The 20,288-nt window shown below is 42.8% G+C and carries 18 protein-coding genes; 7 read left to right on the top strand and 11 right to left on the bottom strand.

The window, feature by feature from the left end:
- Nucleotides 1-128: 128 nt before the first annotated feature.
- Complete coding sequence (locus JMX13_RS04135; protein WP_227686210.1) at nucleotides 129-671, bottom strand: DUF924 family protein; 543 nt, start codon at nucleotides 669-671, stop codon at nucleotides 129-131.
- A gap of 300 nt (nucleotides 672-971) precedes the next feature.
- Here JMX13_RS04135 and JMX13_RS04130 point away from each other — a divergent pair, with 300 nt between their 5' ends.
- Nucleotides 972-1,706, top strand: a complete 735-nt coding sequence (locus tag JMX13_RS04130; protein ID WP_201609880.1) for a glucose 1-dehydrogenase — start codon at nucleotides 972-974, stop codon at nucleotides 1,704-1,706.
- A gap of 155 nt (nucleotides 1,707-1,861) precedes the next feature.
- On the opposite strand, the gene JMX13_RS04125 is transcribed toward JMX13_RS04130, so the two are convergent.
- The 6 genes from JMX13_RS04125 to pheA all read right to left on the bottom strand — a co-directional run bounded on the left by JMX13_RS04125 (nucleotide 1,862) and on the right by pheA (nucleotide 9,021).
- Nucleotides 1,862-2,407, bottom strand: a complete 546-nt coding sequence (locus tag JMX13_RS04125; RefSeq protein WP_201609878.1) for a 2-amino-4-hydroxy-6-hydroxymethyldihydropteridine diphosphokinase — start codon at nucleotides 2,405-2,407, stop codon at nucleotides 1,862-1,864.
- 1 nt (nucleotide 2,408) lies between these two features.
- Nucleotides 2,409-2,819 (bottom strand): dihydroneopterin aldolase, encoded by a 411-nt coding sequence (gene folB, locus JMX13_RS04120; RefSeq protein ID WP_201609876.1) that lies wholly within the window; start codon nucleotides 2,817-2,819, stop codon nucleotides 2,409-2,411.
- Nucleotides 2,820-2,902: 83 nt separating this feature from the next.
- Complete coding sequence (rarD, locus tag JMX13_RS04115; RefSeq protein WP_201542997.1) at nucleotides 2,903-3,865, bottom strand: EamA family transporter RarD; 963 nt, start codon at nucleotides 3,863-3,865, stop codon at nucleotides 2,903-2,905.
- A gap of 349 nt (nucleotides 3,866-4,214) precedes the next feature.
- Nucleotides 4,215-6,536, bottom strand: a complete 2,322-nt coding sequence (locus JMX13_RS04110) for a bifunctional prephenate dehydrogenase/3-phosphoshikimate 1-carboxyvinyltransferase (RefSeq protein WP_201610036.1) — start codon at nucleotides 6,534-6,536, stop codon at nucleotides 4,215-4,217.
- Nucleotides 6,537-6,680: 144 nt separating this feature from the next.
- Entirely contained in the window at nucleotides 6,681-7,823 is a 1,143-nt protein-coding gene (gene hisC, locus JMX13_RS04105; protein WP_201609874.1) for a histidinol-phosphate transaminase, read from the bottom strand.
- 82 nt (nucleotides 7,824-7,905) lie between these two features.
- The gene (pheA, locus tag JMX13_RS04100) at nucleotides 7,906-9,021 is read right to left on the bottom strand and encodes a prephenate dehydratase (RefSeq protein WP_227686218.1); all 1,116 of its coding nucleotides are present in this window, start codon (nucleotides 9,019-9,021) and stop codon (nucleotides 7,906-7,908) included.
- Nucleotides 9,022-9,591: 570 nt separating this feature from the next.
- On the opposite strand from pheA, the gene JMX13_RS04095 reads away from it, so the two are divergent.
- Together JMX13_RS04095 and JMX13_RS04090 are read left to right on the top strand one after the other, a co-directional pair.
- Nucleotides 9,592-10,533: a transaldolase gene (locus tag JMX13_RS04095; RefSeq protein ID WP_201609870.1), complete on the top strand. Its 942-nt coding sequence runs from the start codon at nucleotides 9,592-9,594 to the stop codon at nucleotides 10,531-10,533.
- Between the two features lie 166 nt (nucleotides 10,534-10,699).
- Entirely contained in the window at nucleotides 10,700-11,206 is a 507-nt protein-coding gene (locus JMX13_RS04090) for a hypothetical protein (RefSeq protein ID WP_201609868.1), read from the top strand.
- Between the two features lie 108 nt (nucleotides 11,207-11,314).
- Here the strand turns inward: JMX13_RS04090 and JMX13_RS04085 are convergent, their stop codons facing one another.
- Nucleotides 11,315-11,884, bottom strand: a complete 570-nt coding sequence (locus JMX13_RS04085; RefSeq protein WP_201609866.1) for an adenine phosphoribosyltransferase — start codon at nucleotides 11,882-11,884, stop codon at nucleotides 11,315-11,317.
- A gap of 368 nt (nucleotides 11,885-12,252) precedes the next feature.
- On the opposite strand from JMX13_RS04085, the gene rubA reads away from it, so the two are divergent.
- Together rubA and JMX13_RS04075 are read left to right on the top strand one after the other, a co-directional pair.
- Complete coding sequence (gene rubA, locus JMX13_RS04080) at nucleotides 12,253-12,417, top strand: rubredoxin RubA (RefSeq protein WP_201609864.1); 165 nt, start codon at nucleotides 12,253-12,255, stop codon at nucleotides 12,415-12,417.
- 28 nt (nucleotides 12,418-12,445) lie between these two features.
- Nucleotides 12,446-13,510, top strand: a complete 1,065-nt coding sequence (locus tag JMX13_RS04075; protein WP_227686209.1) for an alpha/beta fold hydrolase — start codon at nucleotides 12,446-12,448, stop codon at nucleotides 13,508-13,510.
- Between the two features lie 129 nt (nucleotides 13,511-13,639).
- Here JMX13_RS04075 and JMX13_RS04070 read toward each other — a convergent pair whose 3' ends face one another.
- Nucleotides 13,640-14,719, bottom strand: a complete 1,080-nt coding sequence (locus JMX13_RS04070; RefSeq protein WP_201609862.1) for a WG repeat-containing protein — start codon at nucleotides 14,717-14,719, stop codon at nucleotides 13,640-13,642.
- A 343-nt stretch (nucleotides 14,720-15,062) separates the two neighbouring features.
- On the opposite strand from JMX13_RS04070, the gene JMX13_RS04065 reads away from it, so the two are divergent.
- The gene (locus JMX13_RS04065; protein WP_201609860.1) at nucleotides 15,063-15,995 is read left to right on the top strand and encodes a DMT family transporter; all 933 of its coding nucleotides are present in this window, start codon (nucleotides 15,063-15,065) and stop codon (nucleotides 15,993-15,995) included.
- A gap of 164 nt (nucleotides 15,996-16,159) precedes the next feature.
- Here JMX13_RS04065 and JMX13_RS04060 read toward each other — a convergent pair whose 3' ends face one another.
- Entirely contained in the window at nucleotides 16,160-17,479 is a 1,320-nt protein-coding gene (locus JMX13_RS04060) for a solute carrier family 23 protein (RefSeq protein ID WP_265088394.1), read from the bottom strand.
- A gap of 520 nt (nucleotides 17,480-17,999) precedes the next feature.
- Here JMX13_RS04060 and JMX13_RS04055 point away from each other — a divergent pair.
- A complete protein-coding gene (locus tag JMX13_RS04055) occupies nucleotides 18,000-19,433 on the top strand; it encodes an L-serine ammonia-lyase (protein WP_201609856.1) in 1,434 nt (477 codons plus the stop codon).
- A gap of 124 nt (nucleotides 19,434-19,557) precedes the next feature.
- Here the strand turns inward: JMX13_RS04055 and JMX13_RS04050 are convergent, their stop codons facing one another.
- The gene (locus JMX13_RS04050; RefSeq protein ID WP_201609854.1) at nucleotides 19,558-19,956 is read right to left on the bottom strand and encodes a DUF4377 domain-containing protein; all 399 of its coding nucleotides are present in this window, start codon (nucleotides 19,954-19,956) and stop codon (nucleotides 19,558-19,560) included.
- Nucleotides 19,957-20,288: the final 332 nt, after the last annotated feature.

The raw sequence follows: 20,288 nt of genomic DNA, 5'->3' as shown, positions 1-20,288 counted from the left end.
GTAACGCATGAAAATACCCTCATAAGTTGTGTCCAACTTATGGGGGTCAGTTCAAAAGGGAGCCTCTTTTTCTATTTTAACCAATTGATAAATAAAGCTTTATCGACTAACTATTTAACAGACAACGTTTATAAAAATGACGAGTCAGGCTGCGTCAAAAACTCTACTTCTTCGCTACTAGAAACTCGTCCTAAAATGTCATTACGATGTGGATAACGACCAAAACGATCGATAATCACTTTATGTTTAAGCTCAGCATCCACGGTGTCTGCATTGGTATATTGCTTAAATAGCTTTTCTGCTTGCTGATGGATCAGTTTTGATTCGCTGTGCATATAGGGCATCAACAAAAACTTACGTTCATCCATCGTTTCAAGCGCCTCTAATGCACCGGCAGCAACCGCTTCTTGCGCGAGCGCGAGACTCATCGCATCTTGGGCAAAAGCCGCTGGCGTATCACGGTAAATATTGCGCGAAAACTGATCCAATATAATAATTTCTGCTAAACGCCCTTTTATGCTGCTTCGCCATGTATAAAACTCTGCAGCCGTCGCTTGCTCAAGTATATCGCTGTACCGCTCTATTAGTAATTTATCAAAATTCTCGTCTTTCTCAAAAAACTTCTCACTACCCGCCTCATTAAAACAGAAATTTAATATGTCGTTGTACATTATTTCCTCACTACATTATTTAAAAAAATCAGCCAAAAGCTATATTCAAAGCTATAGTCAGTGAAAAGTAATATCAATACATCACGCACTGCTGATATCAATTTTTCTTGTTTGCTGTGCCTGCGCAGACAGAGGCTACAAAAAATTGATATCAGTAATACCGTAGCGTTTTTAGGATGTTTTGACTATATCTTTTAAAAACATAAAGCATTGACTTTTGGTTTCATAATTACTAAGGAGTATTTAGCGATTCTGTCCTATACTCTCTCATTATTCATAACTAAAAAAACAGGAAAACTCATGGCTCGTTTACAAGATAAAGTTATCATTATCACTGGTGCCGCCCAAGGTATGGGCGAAACTCATGCGCGTTTATGTATGCAAGAAGGTGCAAAAGTGGTCTTGACCGATATCAATTTTGATAAAGGCGACGCCTTGGCTAAAGAGCTTGGCGCTGATGCGCTATTTATTAAGCATGATGTTACTAGCGAGCAGGATTGGAAGCAAGTCGTTGAGCAGACTGAAGCGCGTTTTGGACGTATTGATGTCTTGGTCAATAATGCAGGCATTACCACTCACAAATCCATTTTAGATACTTCAGTAGAAGAGTATCGCAAGATTCTAGAGATTAACCAAATATCAGTCTTTTTAGGCATGAAAGCGGTTATTCCAACCATGAAAGCCGCTAAACAAGGCTCTATCATCAATATCTCATCGATTAACGGTTTGGTTGGCGGTGCAATTGGCTATACCGATTCTAAGTTTGCGGTACGCGGTATGACCAAAGCGGCAGCATTAGAGTGTGCCCCTCATGGCATTCGCGTGAACTCCATTCATCCAGGCGTCATTGCCACACCGATGATTATGCAAGGTGATACCAAAGATGCGGTTGAAGCTTTTGCCAAAACTATTCCGATGAGACGTGTGGCTCAGCCAGAAGAAGTCAGCGGCATGGTGCTATTCTTAGCGTCAGATGATTCAAGCTACTCAACAGGTTCGGAGTTTATCGTTGATGGTGGTTTAACGGCGCAATAAGAATTTTCAATCTAAACCATGTGAGTTAAATAAAAGCTAGGCATTTCGCCTAGCTTTTATTTTGAGATTTTTTTCAGAAAAATACTAAGCTATCGAATACTAAGCCTTCAATAGCTTAATTCTTAATAAAATTTCAGCCGCTTAATTTAACCTCTTTAAAGCCCATTCGAAATTAATTCCTCAACTCCTGCTCTTTCATGCGCCTTAAATGGATATCTATCCGCCATGATTACCCATTGCTTTGGGCTTTTGGATATTTCTTTTTTGCTTAGGCTATTCTTATTAAAAGCAGTTTCTATCAGTAGAATATCGATATCCATGGTGACTATTTCTATCGGGCGTTTTATTGACGTTTGCGCTTCCGTTAAACGCTGCCTGTTGCAATCACTTTCAAACTTTTTAAAAGTCTGCTGCAACTGTTGCAAGGTCATGGCAGATGTAAGGGTTAAATAAACACACTGATTGGTATAATCAGGTTTTGGCAGCTCAGGTGTTGCTGTAAAATCAGGATTTTGAAACGCCGTCGAGAGTTGTATTTCACCTAAATCGGCTAACGTTCCTCGAACGCGGGCTAAGTGTTTTTCTGCTTGATAATTACTACCCAAAGCCAATAGCAGCGCCCTCACAGAATGCGTTTGCAGCTGTTCAGGCGCATACTTTTTTAAGTCATCAAGATTCAGATTAGCCAAATTTTTATGCATCTTAAACGTCATCGCCCTTGCTTGCAGTTGGCTTGTTAGTACTGGCTTTTGCATAACGTGTGATTTGTACTCCAACCGCATCAGCCTGCTTGATAGCAGTCGGCTTGGCAACGCTTAACGTTATTTTATGACAGTTGTATTTTGCGAGTAGCTTATCAGCGATTTGACCAGCCAAATGCTCAAGCAACTGTGCCTTAATCGCTTGGCACCATTCGCTCACATCGTCACAGACCGCTTTATAATTCAGCGCATCCTTAACATCGTCTGAAACAGCAGCTTTACTAATATCCGTCTCGAGCGCAATATCAATCAGGAGCGGCTGCGTAATAGCGCGCTCCCATGCATAAACACCGATGACTGCTTCTACTGTTAAACCTTTGACAAATACCACATCAGATTCGGTATGAAACATGCACTCATCCTTAATTATTAATTTTTTAACTGAGCTTTTTAATTTAAGTCTTTAGCTCGAAATTTTATTTACTTTGTTGTTTTTCACTTACTCTGCTGCAACGCTTCTTCGCGCAAGCGCTCAGCTTTTAACGCTTTACTAGGACGATGACGCCACAAATCAATACTGAATAGTAATAGCCCGAGCCAAATCAAACCAAAGACGGCTAAACGGTTTAGGTCAAAAGGCTCTTTATAATAGAATACGGCTAAGAAGAAAATAAAGGTCGGCGTCAGATAATTCATAAAGCTTAAAATACTATAAGCAACTAGCTTAGTCGATCTATTAAATAACAGTAACGGTATTAAAGTAATCGGACCTGCCAGCATCAACAGCCAAATATTGGGCGTAAACCAAAAGCTCAGCTGACTACTCACAACATCCGCTTGCCAAAACCACCAAATAAATATAGGTACCAGCATCGTCGTTTCAACAAACATTGCATCGACTGCAGTCAGTGGCGTTTGGCGCTGAATCGTGCCATAAGTACTAAAACTAAAAGCAAGAATAAGTGATAACCATGGCAAGCTACCGAGCATCACTACTTGAATGACCACAGATAATAGCGCAAACCCAATCGCGACCCATTGCAAAGGTCGCAGGCGCTCTTTGAATAAAATCATCGATAGCGCCACCCCAACGAGCGGTCCGATAAAGTATCCTAAGCTTGCCTCAAGTATTTGATCGTGATTAACCGCCCATACGTAAGTCAGCCAGTTGGTGGCGATAATAATACCTGACAAAAAGGTCAATCCTATCCACTTTGGATTTCGCTTTAAAGTCTCTATCCATTGCCAGCGCTTGGTCACGACTACGACAATAAGCAAACAGGCAAACGTCCAAACAATGCGATGACCGATGATTTCTGTGGCGTTATAAGCGGCTAATTGTTTAAAATATAAAGGAAATGCGCCCCATATACAAAAAGCGATCAGCGCAGTTATGATACCACTTCGTGTGGTTTTAATAGGAACGACTGGTTTTTTGACAACATTTTGAGTGGTCATAAGACAAGACAACTTAAATTAGAGCAAAGCGCGACCTTACTTATTTATTATTTATCAATAATGAAAACTTAGCGGTAAGAGCGCAGGGTTACTACATATAGGGTAGAAAGTAAAAAGCAATGCGTTAATACTCGTTAAGTATCAACACATTGCTCACGACAATAACTTTAAAAAAACGACTTTAAAAAAACAACTTTAAAAAAAATTTTACATAAAGGTTTATAAATAACCTTTTAGACTGTATTGAATCCCGACATACAGAACTTTAAGACTCAATACTTCAGAGACCAAAACTTCAAAAACTAATACTTTAAAAGCAAATAATAAGGCTTATCATATTGACATGACCTTAAGCCGCACCCTTATCCACTTGGATAGACATACCGATTTGGTTGGCAAGCTCAGCAAATCCTGGGAAGCTGGTGTTGACGGTCTCAACACCTTCAATCGTAATCTGCTTGGATGCACGCAGACTAGCTACAGCAAAGCTCATCGCGATACGATGGTCATGGTGCGAGGTAATATGTCCGCCATCAAAGACAGGTTGGCTATTATTCACTTCATTGATATCAGTATTATTGCCCTTGCCTTCAATCCCTTTACCTTCAATAATTAGACCATCTTCGGTAACGGTACAATCAATACCAAGGGTTTGTAGACCATCTGCCATGACGGCAATACGATCTGACTCTTTAACGCGCAGCTCTTTTGCACCCGTTAACACCGTACGACCTTGGGCGCAGCTGGCAGCAATGAACAATACTGGAAACTCATCAATCGCGAGCGGCACCAGATACTCAGGTATTTCTATACCGACCAAGTTTGAGCCACGAATAGTGATATCTGCTACTGGTTCACCACCGACATGAGTCTCATTACTCAGGCTGATATCCGCTTGCATCAACTTTAGAATATCAATAATACCGGTACGCGTTGGATTAATGCCAACTTGCTTCAAGGTCAACTCGCTGCCTTGACTGATAGCCGCAGCGACCATAAAGAATGCCGCTGATGAGATATCAGCAGGGACCGCGATGTCACCGCCTGTGAGTTTACCACCGCCCTCAACACTGATACGATTGCCATCAACGGTAACGGGATAACCAAAGGCTGAGAGCATACGCTCGGTATGGTCTCGACTGATTTCAGGCTGAATCACAGTTGTTGTGCCTTCTGCCCACAGTCCAGCCAGTAATAAGCAAGATTTAATCTGCGCAGAAGCAACCGGCATATCATACTCTATGCCTTGTAGAGGTTTGCCAACACTATCTCGACCAGTGATACTAAGTGGCGCTGTGCCACTATGACCCGTACTTTGAATGACCGCACCCATGTCACGTAGCGGTGCTGCCACACGCTCCATTGGGCGCTTGTTTAAGCTGGTATCACCTGTTAATACACTATCAAATGACTGTGCGGCTAAGATACCCGCTAGCAGACGCATACTGGTGCCTGAGTTGCCCATATATAATGGCGTTTTACTTGGCTTTAGACCGTTCATACCAACACCGTGAATAGTTAACTGCCCATTATCAGGACCTTCAATGGTCACGCCCATATCTCGGAACGCTTGCAAAGTAGCAAGCGCGTCTTCCCCTTCCAAAAATCCAGTGACCTTGGTGACGCCTGTTGCAAGGCTACCGAGCATAATACTGCGATGAGAGATAGACTTATCACCAGGAATGGTAATGGTGCCAGAAACGGTGTTGCTAGGGGTAATGATATAAGAAGCTGACATAGCAGGAGTATCCGTATAAGGGGTGCTGGCTAACATATGGCCAAAATGTCGCCGTGCGGCTTGCGCGCGGCCCAAAAGTCCCATCAGGGCGGTTGAATCTTTATCAATGATAAGCTGGCGTATGGTCTGTAAATAAACGCCATACTCATCAAGGGCGCTTACGATTGCGCTTTGGTTGGCAAAAAATATATCATGCCACATTTTAGGGTCACTGGCAGCGATGCGGCTAAAGTCGCGAAAGCCGCCCGCTGCATAACGAAACATATCTAAATTATCATCATGACTCGCCAGCTGCTCGACCAAATTAAATGCCAGCAGATGCGGTAAATGACTGGTATGCGCTAAGATAGCATCATGATGCTCAGCATCCATTGACATGACAGTCGCACCTACCGCTTCCCATAACTGACGCAGATTAGAAATCGCCCAAGGGTTTGTCGTTGAGAGCTCACAAATAATAACGCTATGATTGATAAATAATGTGGCGCGCCTGGCATGATACCCTGAATTTTCAGCGCCAGCAATCGGATGCGCTGGTACAAAGCCAGTTGGTAGCGAAGTAAAGACCGCTTTTGCTGCATCAATGATATTACCTTTGGTGCTACAGACGTCAGTGATGATGCAATCAGAAGAAATCTGCCCATTATCCATGGCAGCTTTGATATCGACAAACACGGCTTGCACCGCTTGCACTGGTACGGCGATGACAATCAGGTCACTGCCCGATACTATTTCACTTAAGACGGCACTACCAGCATCTAGCAAACCGTGCTGAATGGCTTCGTCGATGCTTGGCGCATGTCTATCAACCGCCACCAATCGCTCACTCAAACCATTGTCTTTAATGGCTTGGGCAAGGCTGGCACCAATTAACCCGAGACCGATAACACAAACTTGCTTAAATAACGGCGGCTGAGTATTAATGGATTGCATATTATTGTTTTGATTGCTTTGCTGGCGACTCACGGCATTTCTCTTTGAACAAATAAACGTCTTTTTAGATAAAGCAAACTGACATTCATTTTATAAAATTTAGTGGCTAATTAACTGACTTTAAAAAACCCTTCGCAATATTATTTAATCGTCGGTCAATATGGAGCGCAGCGTATCAATCAGACGCATGTTATCTTCTGCAATCCCTACCGTAATACGCAACCAATTAGGCAAGCCATAACCTTCTAATGGACGCACGATAACGCCCTGCTCTAGCAATGCTTGATGAATAGAAGCCGCTGTTATGTCTTCCATCTCGACTTCTATTTCAACCATAATAAAGTTGGCATGCGACTTGATAAACCCTAGTCCCAAGGCATCAAACTGCTTTTCTAACCAGCGCATTTGTTCTTGGTTAGTAAGCCTCGTTTTTTCAATGAAATCTTGGTCGTTAAGCGCCGCAGCGGCAGCAGCTAGCGCCACTCTGCTCACATTGAATGGCTGACGAATTCGATTGAGTAAATCAGCGACTGGCACTGAGCTTAACGCATAGCCAACACGCAAGCCCGCCAGTCCATAAGCTTTGGAAAAGGTACGTACGATGACCACGTTATCAAACTCATCTAACAGCGCCCGATTATTACTCTCAGGGCTATATTCGATATAGGCTTCATCTAATACCACCAATACCGAGCGTGGCACACTGGCCATAAACGCTTGCAACTCTTGATGCGCAAGCTGGGTGCCGGTTGGGTTATTAGGATTGGCGATAAACACCATTTTGGTATTAGGATTGTCTTGAACTGCCTCACTCATCGCCTTTAGATCATGACCAAAGCGATGAGCAGGTACTTCTATACCTGTCGCCCCTTGCATTTTAGCCAGCATCGGATAAACGATAAAAGCATACTGACTGTAAATGATGGCATCGTCAGCACCAGCAAAGCTACGTGCTAAAATATCAAGCAAATCATCAGAGCCATTGCCCAAGGTAATCTGGTCGACACGGACATCGTTAAAATCAGCAAGCGCTTGTTTTAGATAATAACCATTGCCATCAGGATAACGTGCCAGCTGACCCAATTGTTCGGTAATCGCCAGCGTAACGTGCGGTGAGCAGCCTCTCGGGTTCTCATTACTAGCAAGTTTTACCACATCTGAGACGCCATACTCACGTGTCAGCTCTTCAACTGGTTTTCCAGTCTGATAAGGTATCAGCTCTAGAATACTGTCATAGGCAGGCACAAGCGGTGATAAATTTGACTCTGTCGAATGAGATGACTGCATGATTTATCCTTAGAGGTGATAACGCATCTACTGTTCGTTAATACCTGTTATTCGTTTGATAAACAATTTGATTAAATCAGTTTTACAATACTGCTTTTGGATAAGAGCCTAGTACGCGCAAATCTTTGACCAATGGGCGGATATCAGCGATAGCAGCGCTCACATTTGCGTCTTCAATGTGCCCATCCATATCAATAAAGAACACATAAGCCCATTTATTAGGACGTTCAGGGCGTGTCTCGATACTGGTCATCGACACGCCATGATAGGACAATGGTTTTAGGATTTCGATCAGGGCGCCCGCTTTATCATGCGCTGAGACCATGATTGAGGTTTTGTCTTGGCCCGATGGCGCAATCGCCTCGTGACCAATAATGAGGAAACGCGTGGTATTACTTGGATTGTCTTCGATGTTTGAGTAAAGCTTATGTAAATCATACTCTGCCGCCGCCACATCGCCTGCAATCGCCGCTGAATGCCACTCGTTTTTTAAACGACGGGCCGCTTCACCATTGCTCGATACCGCCACACGCTCGACATTAGGATAATTAACATCAAGCCAATGACGGCACTGCGCCAATGATTGCTGATGCGAGTAAATACGGCTTAAACCATCAAGTTTGGTATGCTCCGCGACTAAGAAATTCTGGTGAATAGGCAGCTCAACTTCACCGATTATTTTTAGCGTAGAAGATAAAAAGCCATCTAACGTATGGTTGACCACGCCCTCTGATGAGTTTTCGACTGGCACCACACCATACATCGCCGTGCCCGCTTCAACTTCACGAAAGACGTCAGTGATGGTATTGAGTGGCACAGTATCGGCAGCTTTACCAAAGTGTTTTAACGCTGCTGCATGGGTAAAGGTACCGACAGGGCCCAAAAATGCAATACGTTGCGGCGCTTCTAAATCCAAGCACACCGACATAATTTCACGGAACAAACGCGCCATTTTTTCATCAGCGATGGGTCCGGTATTGCGTTCCATGACCGCCTTTAACACTTGCGCTTCACGTTCAGGACGATAAAAAATAGGATTGGTATTGTCGGCAGTTGGATTATTAGCAATATGGCTTTTTTTCACGACTGCCACTTGCTGAGCCAGTTTGGCACGATTGTTAATCAGCGTCTGTATTTCGCAGTCTACCGCATCGATATTTTGGCGGATACTATCCAAAAACTCTTTTTCATTGGCCATATCGTTTGTATTGATTTGATTTAGATTGTCTACATTTTGCTCTGGTGACTGCTCAATCATTACCGCCCATCCTTTCTCTAATATTATTACTGAGTTTTATCACTGTTAGGGGTGACTCTCTGTTCAATATGTTTATTTTAATAATAAATACTTACTTTTGATGTTTCGCGCGAGGCAAACAGCTGATCGGCTCTACTATAGCAAAAACTATCGACAGTGCCCATTCGTAAATGCGCGTTAATGGGCAATTTGCTATAAATCTTAGCACAGTTATGCCCTGTAACGACCAAGTGCTGTAAAACTATCGGGCTACATACGCTCAAATCTATGATACAGTTTAAAGGCTCTTATTAAAGGCACCTAATTTTAACAGCGCATAGTTTTAACAGCGCATACGTCTAATAGGTTTAGGCTTAAGAAAATCTTTGAGGCATTACTACTAACCAAAACCTCTAGAAACCTCACCATGATAAACAGCTTTATAAATAAAAAATATCATGGAGTACAAACTTGAATAACCATTCTAAACAAGAACATAACAACGTTAATTGACCATACCAAGGATATCTGATGAGCGCATTACAACAGCTTCGCACCATGACCACTATTGTCGCTGATACGGGCGACCTTGCCGCCATTGCGCGTCTAAAACCCATCGATGCCACTACCAATCCAAGCCTGATTACCAAAGCTCTTATTCATCCGGATAATGAGGCCATGCTGTCAGAAACCATGAGTCGCCATCGGGGCGATATCGATGCGGTGATTGATGAGCTAACCATTCAAATTGGCTGTAATATTCTGGCGTTGATTGAAGGTCGCGTCTCAACCGAAGTCGATGCACGCTTGTCTTATGACACCCAAGCCACCATTGATAAAGCCCTAAGCTTTATGGAAGCCTATCAAAAATCAGGCATCGACTCAGAGCGCGTGTTGATTAAGATGGCAGCAACGTGGCAAGGAATTGAAGCAGCACGTTATCTTGAAACTCAGGGTATTCACTGCAACCTGACTTTATTATTCGGTCAGCATCAAGCGATTGCCTGTGCAGATGCTGGCGTGACGCTGATTTCCCCTTTTGTTGGTCGTATTTTAGACTGGCAAAAACGTCAACAAAATCGCCAAAACGTACCAGCTGCAGATGATATGGGAGTGCAATCGGTCAAACTCATTTATCAATATTACAAACAGCATGGCTATAAAACGCAAGTGATGGGTGCCAGCTTCCGCTCGACTGAGCAAATATTGGCACTCGCAGGTTGCGATTTACTGACCATCGCGCCCAATCTAATTGATGAGTTGGCAGCCATGGATGTTGAAGTCACGCGCCAACTGTCACCAAGCATGTCCATGGATTTGGCCGACATGACCAAAGTCAGCTTAACGCATGACGAATTCAGTGCCGCCTATCAGCAAGATACCGTTACTCAAGACTTATTACCAAAGGGCATTGATGGCTTTATCGGTGCACGTGATGAGCTTGCGCAAATGCTAGCAGCCATGCGTGATTAACTGCCCTAGTTAATTATGTCCTAGGCTTCTTAGGGGTTTGTTTGCTTGCTAACAGACAGTACTGAAACTGCCTGGGCGTGAACCCCTTGTCATAAAAGAAATTTGCCTGCCCCTATTAAGTTGGCTATCATGAGCAACTTAATATAACAAAAAGCAAGGCTCGATTATGAAACGGCTAGCAGTGATATTAGCAGGTAGTACACTTGCAATGAGTGGCTATGCGGCAAACTGGTTAGAGGTATCAAAAAGTCAGACTGGCTCTATTTTTAGTTTAGATTTGGATTCTATCGAACGCTCAGATATTCATATTATTGATGAAAAAGAGGTCGAAAATATTACCGTCTCGATTCGCAGAACCTATCCTGCGCCAAAAAGCGTAAAAGAAAATGAAGAGGCGAAAGAAACAAAAGACACCAAAGAAGCTAAAGAGAAACCGAAAGACACTAAACAAACGAACACTCATCATAGCGACCAACAATGGCTTATTTCATGTAAGGACGCAAGCTACTATCAGCGCGCTTACGTGAATTATGCTGCTGATGATAAAGTGTTAAAATCTTGGCAATCAGATAAACCGATACTGACAACTAAAGACTTTAGGCTTACTAAACCAAAAACGATTAGTCGCTTGCTCATCGAACAAGCTTGTAAAAATTACCAGCAAGCTAAATAGCATAAAATAAAACGAGTTAAGACAAACAAGTAAAGTACATCCAATTCAAAAAAAAGCGCGCTGAACTATTTATTCAGCGCGCTTTTTATTATGCTAAAAACCATTTCTCTAAGCTTTTAAAACCGTATAGACAGGTACAGGAAATTCACCATGTAAATCAACCAAATCTAACAATACCAATGCGCCAACCACCGTATGCTCAGCAGACTTGCACAGCTCATAAGCAGTAGTCAGTGTACCGCCAGTAGCCAAGATATCATCGACCAATAATACCCGCTCAGGTGGCAAATTATTTTGCATCTCAAGCGTGTCTTTGCCATATTCTAAGGCATAAGCTTTATTAGCGACTGGTGGTGGTAACTTGCCAGGTTTACGTAGCAAAATCATGCCTTTACCTAAGCGCCCCGCCAGCAAACTGGCAAATACAAACCCACGCGCCTCCACTGCACCCAAGCAATCCACCTCATCAAGCAAACCCGCAGGCAGTACAGCAAGCATCTCGTCAATCACGGCATTAATATGACTGCGTAGTAACGGCGTAATATCATAAAAATCAATGCCGACTTTCGGGAAGTCTGGTACTGTGCGAATGACTTGCCAAAATGGATGGTCAGTATTGAGCGTAGGAGACGACTCGGTTGTGGTATTTACTGCTTTAACGGCGGCATTAGCGCTCATAATAACCCTTAGCTTATAGGACTGCGATGATGATATGGCAGAGTCAATCGATATATCAATTGGCAAACTTAGTGGCAAGGATTATAGCATAATCGACTTTATCGTGGCGGCAAAACTGGCAAACTTACCATCGCTAAAACCATTAAAGTGACGCTTAAGAACTTGATAAAAGCTGGTTAATCTCAATATACAAGTGTAAACTTAACTATGAAAATGACGGTTATATGCTAAACTATGGGCGTTTTTAGTAGCTAGATATTGCCTATTATGGTTAATAAATACCTTAAAACATGTATTAACTACCTATTTAATATGGGTAATAGAAACACTGGAAATCGTAATACTGGAAATAATCGATAGGACTATTTATGAAACGTTATGAATGTATTGTCTGCGGTTGGATATATGACGAAGCGCTTGGCTGTCCTGAAGAAGGCATCGCTCCTGGCACCAAATGGGAAGACATCCCAGATGACTGGACTTGCCCAGAATGCGGCGTTGGCAAGCTTGATTTTGAAATGCTCGAATTTTAAGCCAACGATCGTCTAAATAGGATACTTCATGACAGAATCAAACCCCATTAACGCTGTGCCCGGAATCTCTGAAGCGCCTAACACGTCGGGAACAGCTGAGGTTGCAGAAGGAAATGGCAATTATCCAACGCTTGAATGGCAGCAATTTGGTGACCATGACTGGCATGCTTCAGACTTAAGCGAGCATCTGCATCAAGCCATGATAGATATTGGTGACGGTATCGAGCTGTGTGTTGAGGCGGGTGGCAACCCAAATAATCCACCTCTACTCATGATTATGGGACTTGGCTCACAAATGATATTTTGGCCAAATAACTTCATAAAGCGCCTTATCGATGCCGGTTTTTTTGTGATTCGTTTTGACAATCGTGATATCGGCTTGTCGTCTAAAGTACAGATTGATGGTTTACCACGTATCAGTCAGTTAAAAATGATGATGCGCCTGCAAACAGGATTGTCGAATAAAGGTGCGCAGGTTGCTTATAATTTAACCGATATGGCAGAAGATACGGCTCGTTTAATCAAGGCCTTGCACCTAAGTAAAACCCATCTACTTGGTGCTTCTATGGGCGGTATGATTGCTCAGATTGTCGCCGCGCGTTATCCAAGTTTGGTACAACGCCTGGCGTTGATGTTTACCACCACCAATCGCGCCTTTTTAAAACCGCCCAAGCCCAAGCAGTTATATACCCTCATCAATCGTCCTGAGAGCCATTCTGAGCGTGATATTGTGCGTCATAGCGTCTGGTTTATGAAAACCGTTGGTACGCCAGGACACGTCAATGTACGCATGGTGCGTGACATAGCCAAGATACGCTATCAGCGTAATTTCCACCCACTTGGTACCGTACAACAGCTCAATGCTATTTTGGCCTCAGGCTCAATTAGCAAATACAGTAAGCAAGTTAAAGCACCGACGATTGTTCTGCACGGTAGCGCAGACGGGCTGTTACCCGCCTCGCAAGGGCGAGTGGTTGCAAAAACCATTCCCAATGCAACATTTCATTTAATCGAAGGTATGGCACACGATATTCCAGAATATTATCAGCCTTATATGGTCGACTTGATTAGCAGTCATCTGTTAGAGAAATAGTGTTTTAAGTGTAGAACTGTTAATCAATAAACCATAAAAAAGAGTGTCGGAGCGATAGATTATCCATAATTCTGACACTCTTTTTTACCTGCGAGTTTAATCACAATATTAAATGATAAGTGTTAAACATTAATCACAACCGACACCAGCGCCCTCTTTGTCAATACACATCTTATCGCCATTCTTTAAATTACCAATCCATGCTTTACCATTTATAAATACAAATGCTGGCTGGTTTTTATAACTATCGCCTACGCTCACGCCGCTATTATCAAAGCGAAAAGGAATCACTAACTCGCCGCCTAAGTTGACAAAACCCCATTCGTTATCGATGCGCACGCCCGCCAACCCTTCAGAAAATGGAAGCACCTCATCAAACGAATAAGTAATCATGGTGACATTGTCATCGTCAACAAAGCCCCATCTGCCATCTTGTTGACGTGGCTGCAGGGTGGTAAAACGACCTGTTGCCACTGATTGCTGCATCTCCTTGGCGTTTTCGTTAGCATTATTACTACTGTTAATATTACTATTACTAGCAGGTGCTCTTGTCGTCGATGTTTGGCTATCAGCCTTACTGTTCGAATTCGAGTCACGCGTAGGTTTGCCATTTTTATCCAACCAGCTTATGGTTTGGTTTTTACGCACGCGCGTCATCCCGCCGCGATAATCATCTATATCACTAATTGCAGCGGCAAATGGCACAATAGTCTTATTGGCGGTATCGATAACCCCATAATGACCGTTTTGTTTGACTACGATGCGACCTTCAGAGACGGGACGCGCCCAACCTTGACTCTCCTTGAGCATATCGTACATCGCAGGGATAGCCTCGCGACCTTGCATATTGACATAACCTACCCGACCGTTATGGAGTACCGGTAGCAATCCGCCCGATATTTTATCGGCATCTACTTTTTGATAGCGGGATAAATCAACCACACTTTTACCTTGTTTATCAATCAAGGCAACTGGCGCACCAAAATCTTTGATCGCTAAGAAATAGCCGCTACTGGCTGTACAAGCGACATTTTTATAATAACTTTTGGGTATTTTACAGCTGGCCGCTTGCGCATTTGACATCAAAAAAAACGTAGCAGCTATTATACTCATCACAAACAGGCGCACGCCACAACTGCCTCGCGGCAGTTGTGGCGATAATGTGGATAAGAAATCTATTTGTCGTTTTGATATAGAACGTAGCAGCATAAGCAAACCTAGGCTAAAAATAATAGAGGCTATATGAATATATGAAGTTGAGTATATTAAGTTAAGTATTTGAAGAGCATCACTACTTTAAAACATGACCGATTTCAAATACAGATAGGCAGTAGAGTAACAAATGACAGCGTTTGCGCCAATGCTATTCCTGTAAGAAGGTGACTGTTTTATTTATACATAGTGTGTGATCCGTCATTATAAAATAAATCGTATCAAACCATTCCATTTCAAGTGCAAAACACTGACAATATAGCTTGTTTAAGTCACCGCTTTAGCAAACGACGATAAAAACCATTAAAAAAGCATCATAGTAATAAGATAAGGATATTGCATGGCTATTGCCGCTTCACGCTCCGCCGCTACTGGCTTGGTCATTGGTTGTGTTATTTTCGGTTTGGGCAGCTTGATTGTCGCCCATGTCGATATTGGTGGTTGGGCGATGTCATTTTGGCGCCTGGCTATTTCAGGTGTGGTATTCGCTGTATTGGCTAAAATGACGGGGCAACGACTACCGCGCTCAAAACGGGCTATTTTTTACGGTTTATTATCGGGCGCATTTTTAGGACTCGATTTGGCACTATGGCACGAGAGTATTTATGCGGTCGGCCCTGGTATCTCAACCTTATTAAACAGCTTGCAGATTTTCTTTTTAGCAGCCATTGGTTTTTTATATTTTAATGAGCGCCAGTCTATTTTGCAGCTTATCAGTTTATTTCTAGCCATGTTAGGCGTGGCAATGATAGGCAGCCCTGAGTTTGCGCAAAATACCGCCGCGACCTGGGGTTTCGTTACGGGCATTATCTCAGGCGCTATGCTTGCCGCGTCAATGACCTTTATCCGTAAGACCCACGACACTGAGCCAACGCCGATATTTATGCTCATGCAACTGATTAGTATCGGCGGCGTAGTGGCAATGATTATCCCAATGTTCGTGTTTGATATGGGTCATATTCTGCCCAATACGTGGTCTGAAATTGGGTGGGTGTTGATTTATGGCACAGTGATGCAATGCTTAGCGTGGGGGCTTATCGCCTACTCTATTCCTAAGTTGTCATTAGCATTGACAGGGTTGCTATTATTAACCGAGCCCATTGCCGCTTTGGTGATTGATTATAGCTGGCTCGATAAACCCATTAATACTTTACAATGGAGTGGTGCGCTGCTGACTATGTTTGCCATTTATTTAGGTTCATTGAAACCTAAACCACGCGTGCTACGACGTTATCGGTTTTTTTCACGGTTTTATAAACGTGACTATAAATAAAGAACACAGCAAATAACAATGTTTATAAATAAGCGTCATAACGAATAAAAGCCACAATAATGATTGTGGCTTTTGCTTATCGCTCTATGAAGTTTTTTAATTTTATGATTAAAACATCAATCATTTTAGCAGTTCACCTTTTTGACGGTTAATCTTTTTGTCTATTAATCTTTTTGTTTGTTAAATAAGGCATTAAGCACAATCGCGGCTAAGGTAGCCGTACCAATACCGCCCAAGTCAAAGCCACCCAGATTCAGGCTAAAATTACCCGTACCCATAATCACGGTAACGGCCGCAATGATTAAATTGCTGTTTTTACTAAAGTCGATACGATTGTCTATCCAAATTTTTGCCCCTGCAATCGCAATCAAACCAAACACTACGATAGATGCACCGCCCAATAAAGCTGCCGGTATTGTCTGAATAATCGCGCCAAATTTTGGAGATAATCCAAGCAAGATAGCAACCAAACCAGCTACTACAAAAATCGTCGTACTATATACTTTGGTGACTGCCATGACACCGATATTTTCTGCATAAGTGGTCACCCCTGTGCCACCAAAACCTGCCGAAAACGTCGTTGCTAAACCATCAGCAAAAAATGCTCGACCCATATAAGGCGTTACTCGCGCTTTGGTCATGCCTTCTACTGCTTTAAAATGTCCCAAGTTTTCAGCCACTAAAATAAAGGCAACAGGGGCAATCAATATAATCGCACTCATCTCAAAACGCGGTGAATGAATACTTGGCAAGCCAAACCATGACGCTGCTGATACACCAGTAAAGTCAATCGGAACGCCATAGCCAAGCACATTGGTCATGACAAAATAGGCGATATACGACAAAATTAAACCAACAAGCAACAACAGACGGCGCAGCATACCGCGGGTAAATACAGCCACCCCACTGATAAGTAATACTGTCAGCGTCGCCATCCATGCATCAAACTGGTTGGCGGAAACCCCTTGAATGGTCACTGGCGCTAAATTCAAACCAATAATCATCACAATTGCACCGGTAACAATAGGTGGCATCAAGCGCTCAATCCAACCTGTACCCGTCTTCATTACTAAAAGACCTATCAAGGCATAAATGATGCCGCATGCCATGATACCGCCCAAGGCGACATTCAAATTGTCATTGAATCCCACACCCGCATAAGCCGTCACCGCAATAACTGGACCAATAAAGGCAAAACTTGAGCCCAAATAACTTGGCATGCGCCCGCCGGTAATCATAAAAAACATCACCGTACAAATACCGGACATCAAAATGGCTAAATTAGGGTCAAAGCCCATTAATAATGGCGCCAGCACTGTCGCCCCAAACATCGCAAAAGTATGCTGCACACCTAACAAAACGCTCTTTGCTGGTGGCAAATACTCATTGATACCGACCGGATCACGATCCAAATCACCGCCGTACGGACGCCACGTTGGAAACCAACGACCATTATCAAAGTCTGGATTGTGCGGATAGCTCATTGCAGTTGCATCAATACCAGCCGCTTCTAATGCATTATGCGGAGCAGATTCTTGGGTGCTATTTTCGGGTTTTGGAGAATGAGGTTCGGGAGTTGTCATGCGCTGTCCTATTTGAGCTAAGAGAATACTCGTCAGCTAAAAAACTGTGAGAAATACAACTATGAATTGAGCCGAGACGAAAACAGATAGATCGTGTGAACTATCAAAAATAATAAACACTGACGAGCTTACAGGATGTTACACAGGTAATGGCTGCGAGCATGATAACGGAGTTCTATGATAAATAAAAGTTATTATTCAATAGTCCCCTGTACGCCTATACTGAGTGACATCTATAGATAACTTTCCCATATTATTTAAATGCCTCATCTATTGAAATACGCCTTTAAATAATCGTGTACCTTGTCATCGTGCTGTATTCATCAAGGCTTTTGCGAGCGTTATCTATTATTTTTTTCCTACCAGTCCTAAAGCCTATCTATAACATACGCTGATGCACTGACAATTTCTTGGTATTTTTATGATTAGTGTTTTCGACTTATTTAAAATTGGTATTGGACCATCGAGCTCTCATACGGTCGGACCCATGATAGCTGCCAACTTATTTTTGACATCATTGCTTAAACAAAGCGCATTAACGTCGATTAAAAATATTGAAATAGAGCTTTATGGCTCTTTGGCCGCTACCGGTAAAGGACACGCAACCGATACGGCGATATATTTGGGCTTGCTTGGACATACGCCGAGCACCATTGATACCCGCTTGACTGGCGAATATCTAGCGCCTATTTTTACTGATAAGCAGCTCAATTTGTCTGGCAAACACATTATAGACTTCGATAGCGAGCGCGATATGTATTGGTACGATGATACCGTGTTGCCCTATCATCCGAATGCATTGACCATCCGCGCGTTATTAACCGATGGTAGCAAGTACCAGCAGACTTATTATTCAGTTGGTGGTGGCTTCGTTATCAACGAAGATGATGCCAATAATCCCGATGAGGATCATGCCAGCCCAACGATTGATATCGTTCCCTACCCTTTTAATAATGCCGCAGAGTTGCTTGAGCAGTGCCGTGAGCATGGGTTAAGTATCAGCGAGCTGGTACTCGCCAACGAATGTCACTACCGCAATCAAGCAGATATCTTTAGCTATTTAGATACGATTTGGGAGGTGATGCAGGACTGCGTGACTCAAGGTTGTAAAAACAGCGGCATTTTACCGGGCGGGCTGGATGTTAAACGCCGCGCCCACGATTTACATAAGCAACTATGCGCTGAAAAGGACTTGCCTATCGCCAAAACCGATAAGCTCGCAGCGATGGATTGGGTCGATTTGTATGCCCTTGCCGTCAATGAAGAAAATGCCAATGGTGGTAAAGTGGTCACCGCACCGACCAATGGTGCCGCGGGTATTATTCCTGCGGTTTTGCACTATTATCGTGATTTTTTAACCGATTATAACCAAGATGGCGTCCGTAAGTTTTTATTAAACGCTACTGCCATTGGTAGCTTAATTAAACAAAACGCTTCTATCTCTGGTGCTGAGGTTGGCTGCCAAGGCGAAGTGGGTTCAGCCTGTGCCATGGCAGGCTCAGCATTGGCTGAGATAATGGGTGGCTCGCCAGCCAAATGCTTGAATGCCGCCGAGATTGGCATTGAGCATAATTTGGGTCTTACTTGTGACCCGATTGGCGGCTTGGTACAAGTTCCTTGTATCGAACGCAATGCGATGGGTGCAGTAAAAGCCATCAATGCCGCTCGTCTTGCCTGCCGCGGCAATGGTCAGCACTTTGTTTCTCTAGACAAAGCGATTGAAACCATGAAGCAGACAGGCGCTGATATGTCTGATAAATACAAAGAAACCGCACGCGGTGGGCTTGCTATTTATGCTGATAATCGTATTCCCACGGCCACCCGCGGCGTTAGTGTTAATTATAGTCAATGTTAATCTACACCAAAACTTTCATCGTTCAACGTAAAACAAAAAAAGCCTCTAATGATTAGAGGCTTTTTTATAAGTGGTTAACTATTCTAATTTAACAATATTAGCTAATGCTAATTAGGTCTAGAAGTTACTCAGCAGTTTTTGAAACCACTTCGTTTAGAATCCAAACTGGTTTAACTACTTTGGTCGCTTCATTCATAACCGCTTCTTGGCGCACATCTAGAATATAGCGATAATTTGGCTCATAAGTAAAGCCTTGGATATCACCGTTTAAAGGCGTGTAGTTTTTCTGATAAGTCTGACGATATTGTAGGCATTCTGATTCAACCATAGTGCCATTTGCAGTTGGTAGCTCACATACTGCTTTTAGTGGCGCTATTTCTATTTTAAAGCTTGGAATATTAACCACTTTCACGTTTACAGGTTCGCCTTCAACGACCATAGTACGCTCATTATTCATACCAATAGTAGAACAACCTGACAAAACAAAAGTCGTCATCAATGCAGCTATTGCTAATTTTTTCATTATTAAATCCTCAGTTTATTTGTATTAATCATTACCTTTTGAACTCATTTTAATCAATTATTACTATTCAAAAGGTAGTAGGTATTTATAAAGATACTGTTAATTAAAAGCCTAATTAATTACAAGCACTAATCACAAGCTATAGAATCGAGACAAACTTGATTTATAAATCGATATCTTGATGTATAAAAAAGCGCTCAGCTCTTATTATCAGTACCGTCTATTGTTTACTGCGGTAAGTATAGGTCGCTCAGCCCCTAACGCTCTATGACTGCTTTGTAACTTAACGTCAGCTTTTGCAACTGGTGTTAATAGATGGTTTTTATTCATGG

It is taken from the genome of Psychrobacter immobilis (genome assembly GCF_904846285.1).
Taxonomy (GTDB): domain Bacteria; phylum Pseudomonadota; class Gammaproteobacteria; order Pseudomonadales; family Moraxellaceae; genus Psychrobacter; species Psychrobacter immobilis_D.
Note: the sequence above shows the minus strand (reverse complement) of the source record. Positions and strands in the feature narration are given on the sequence as shown.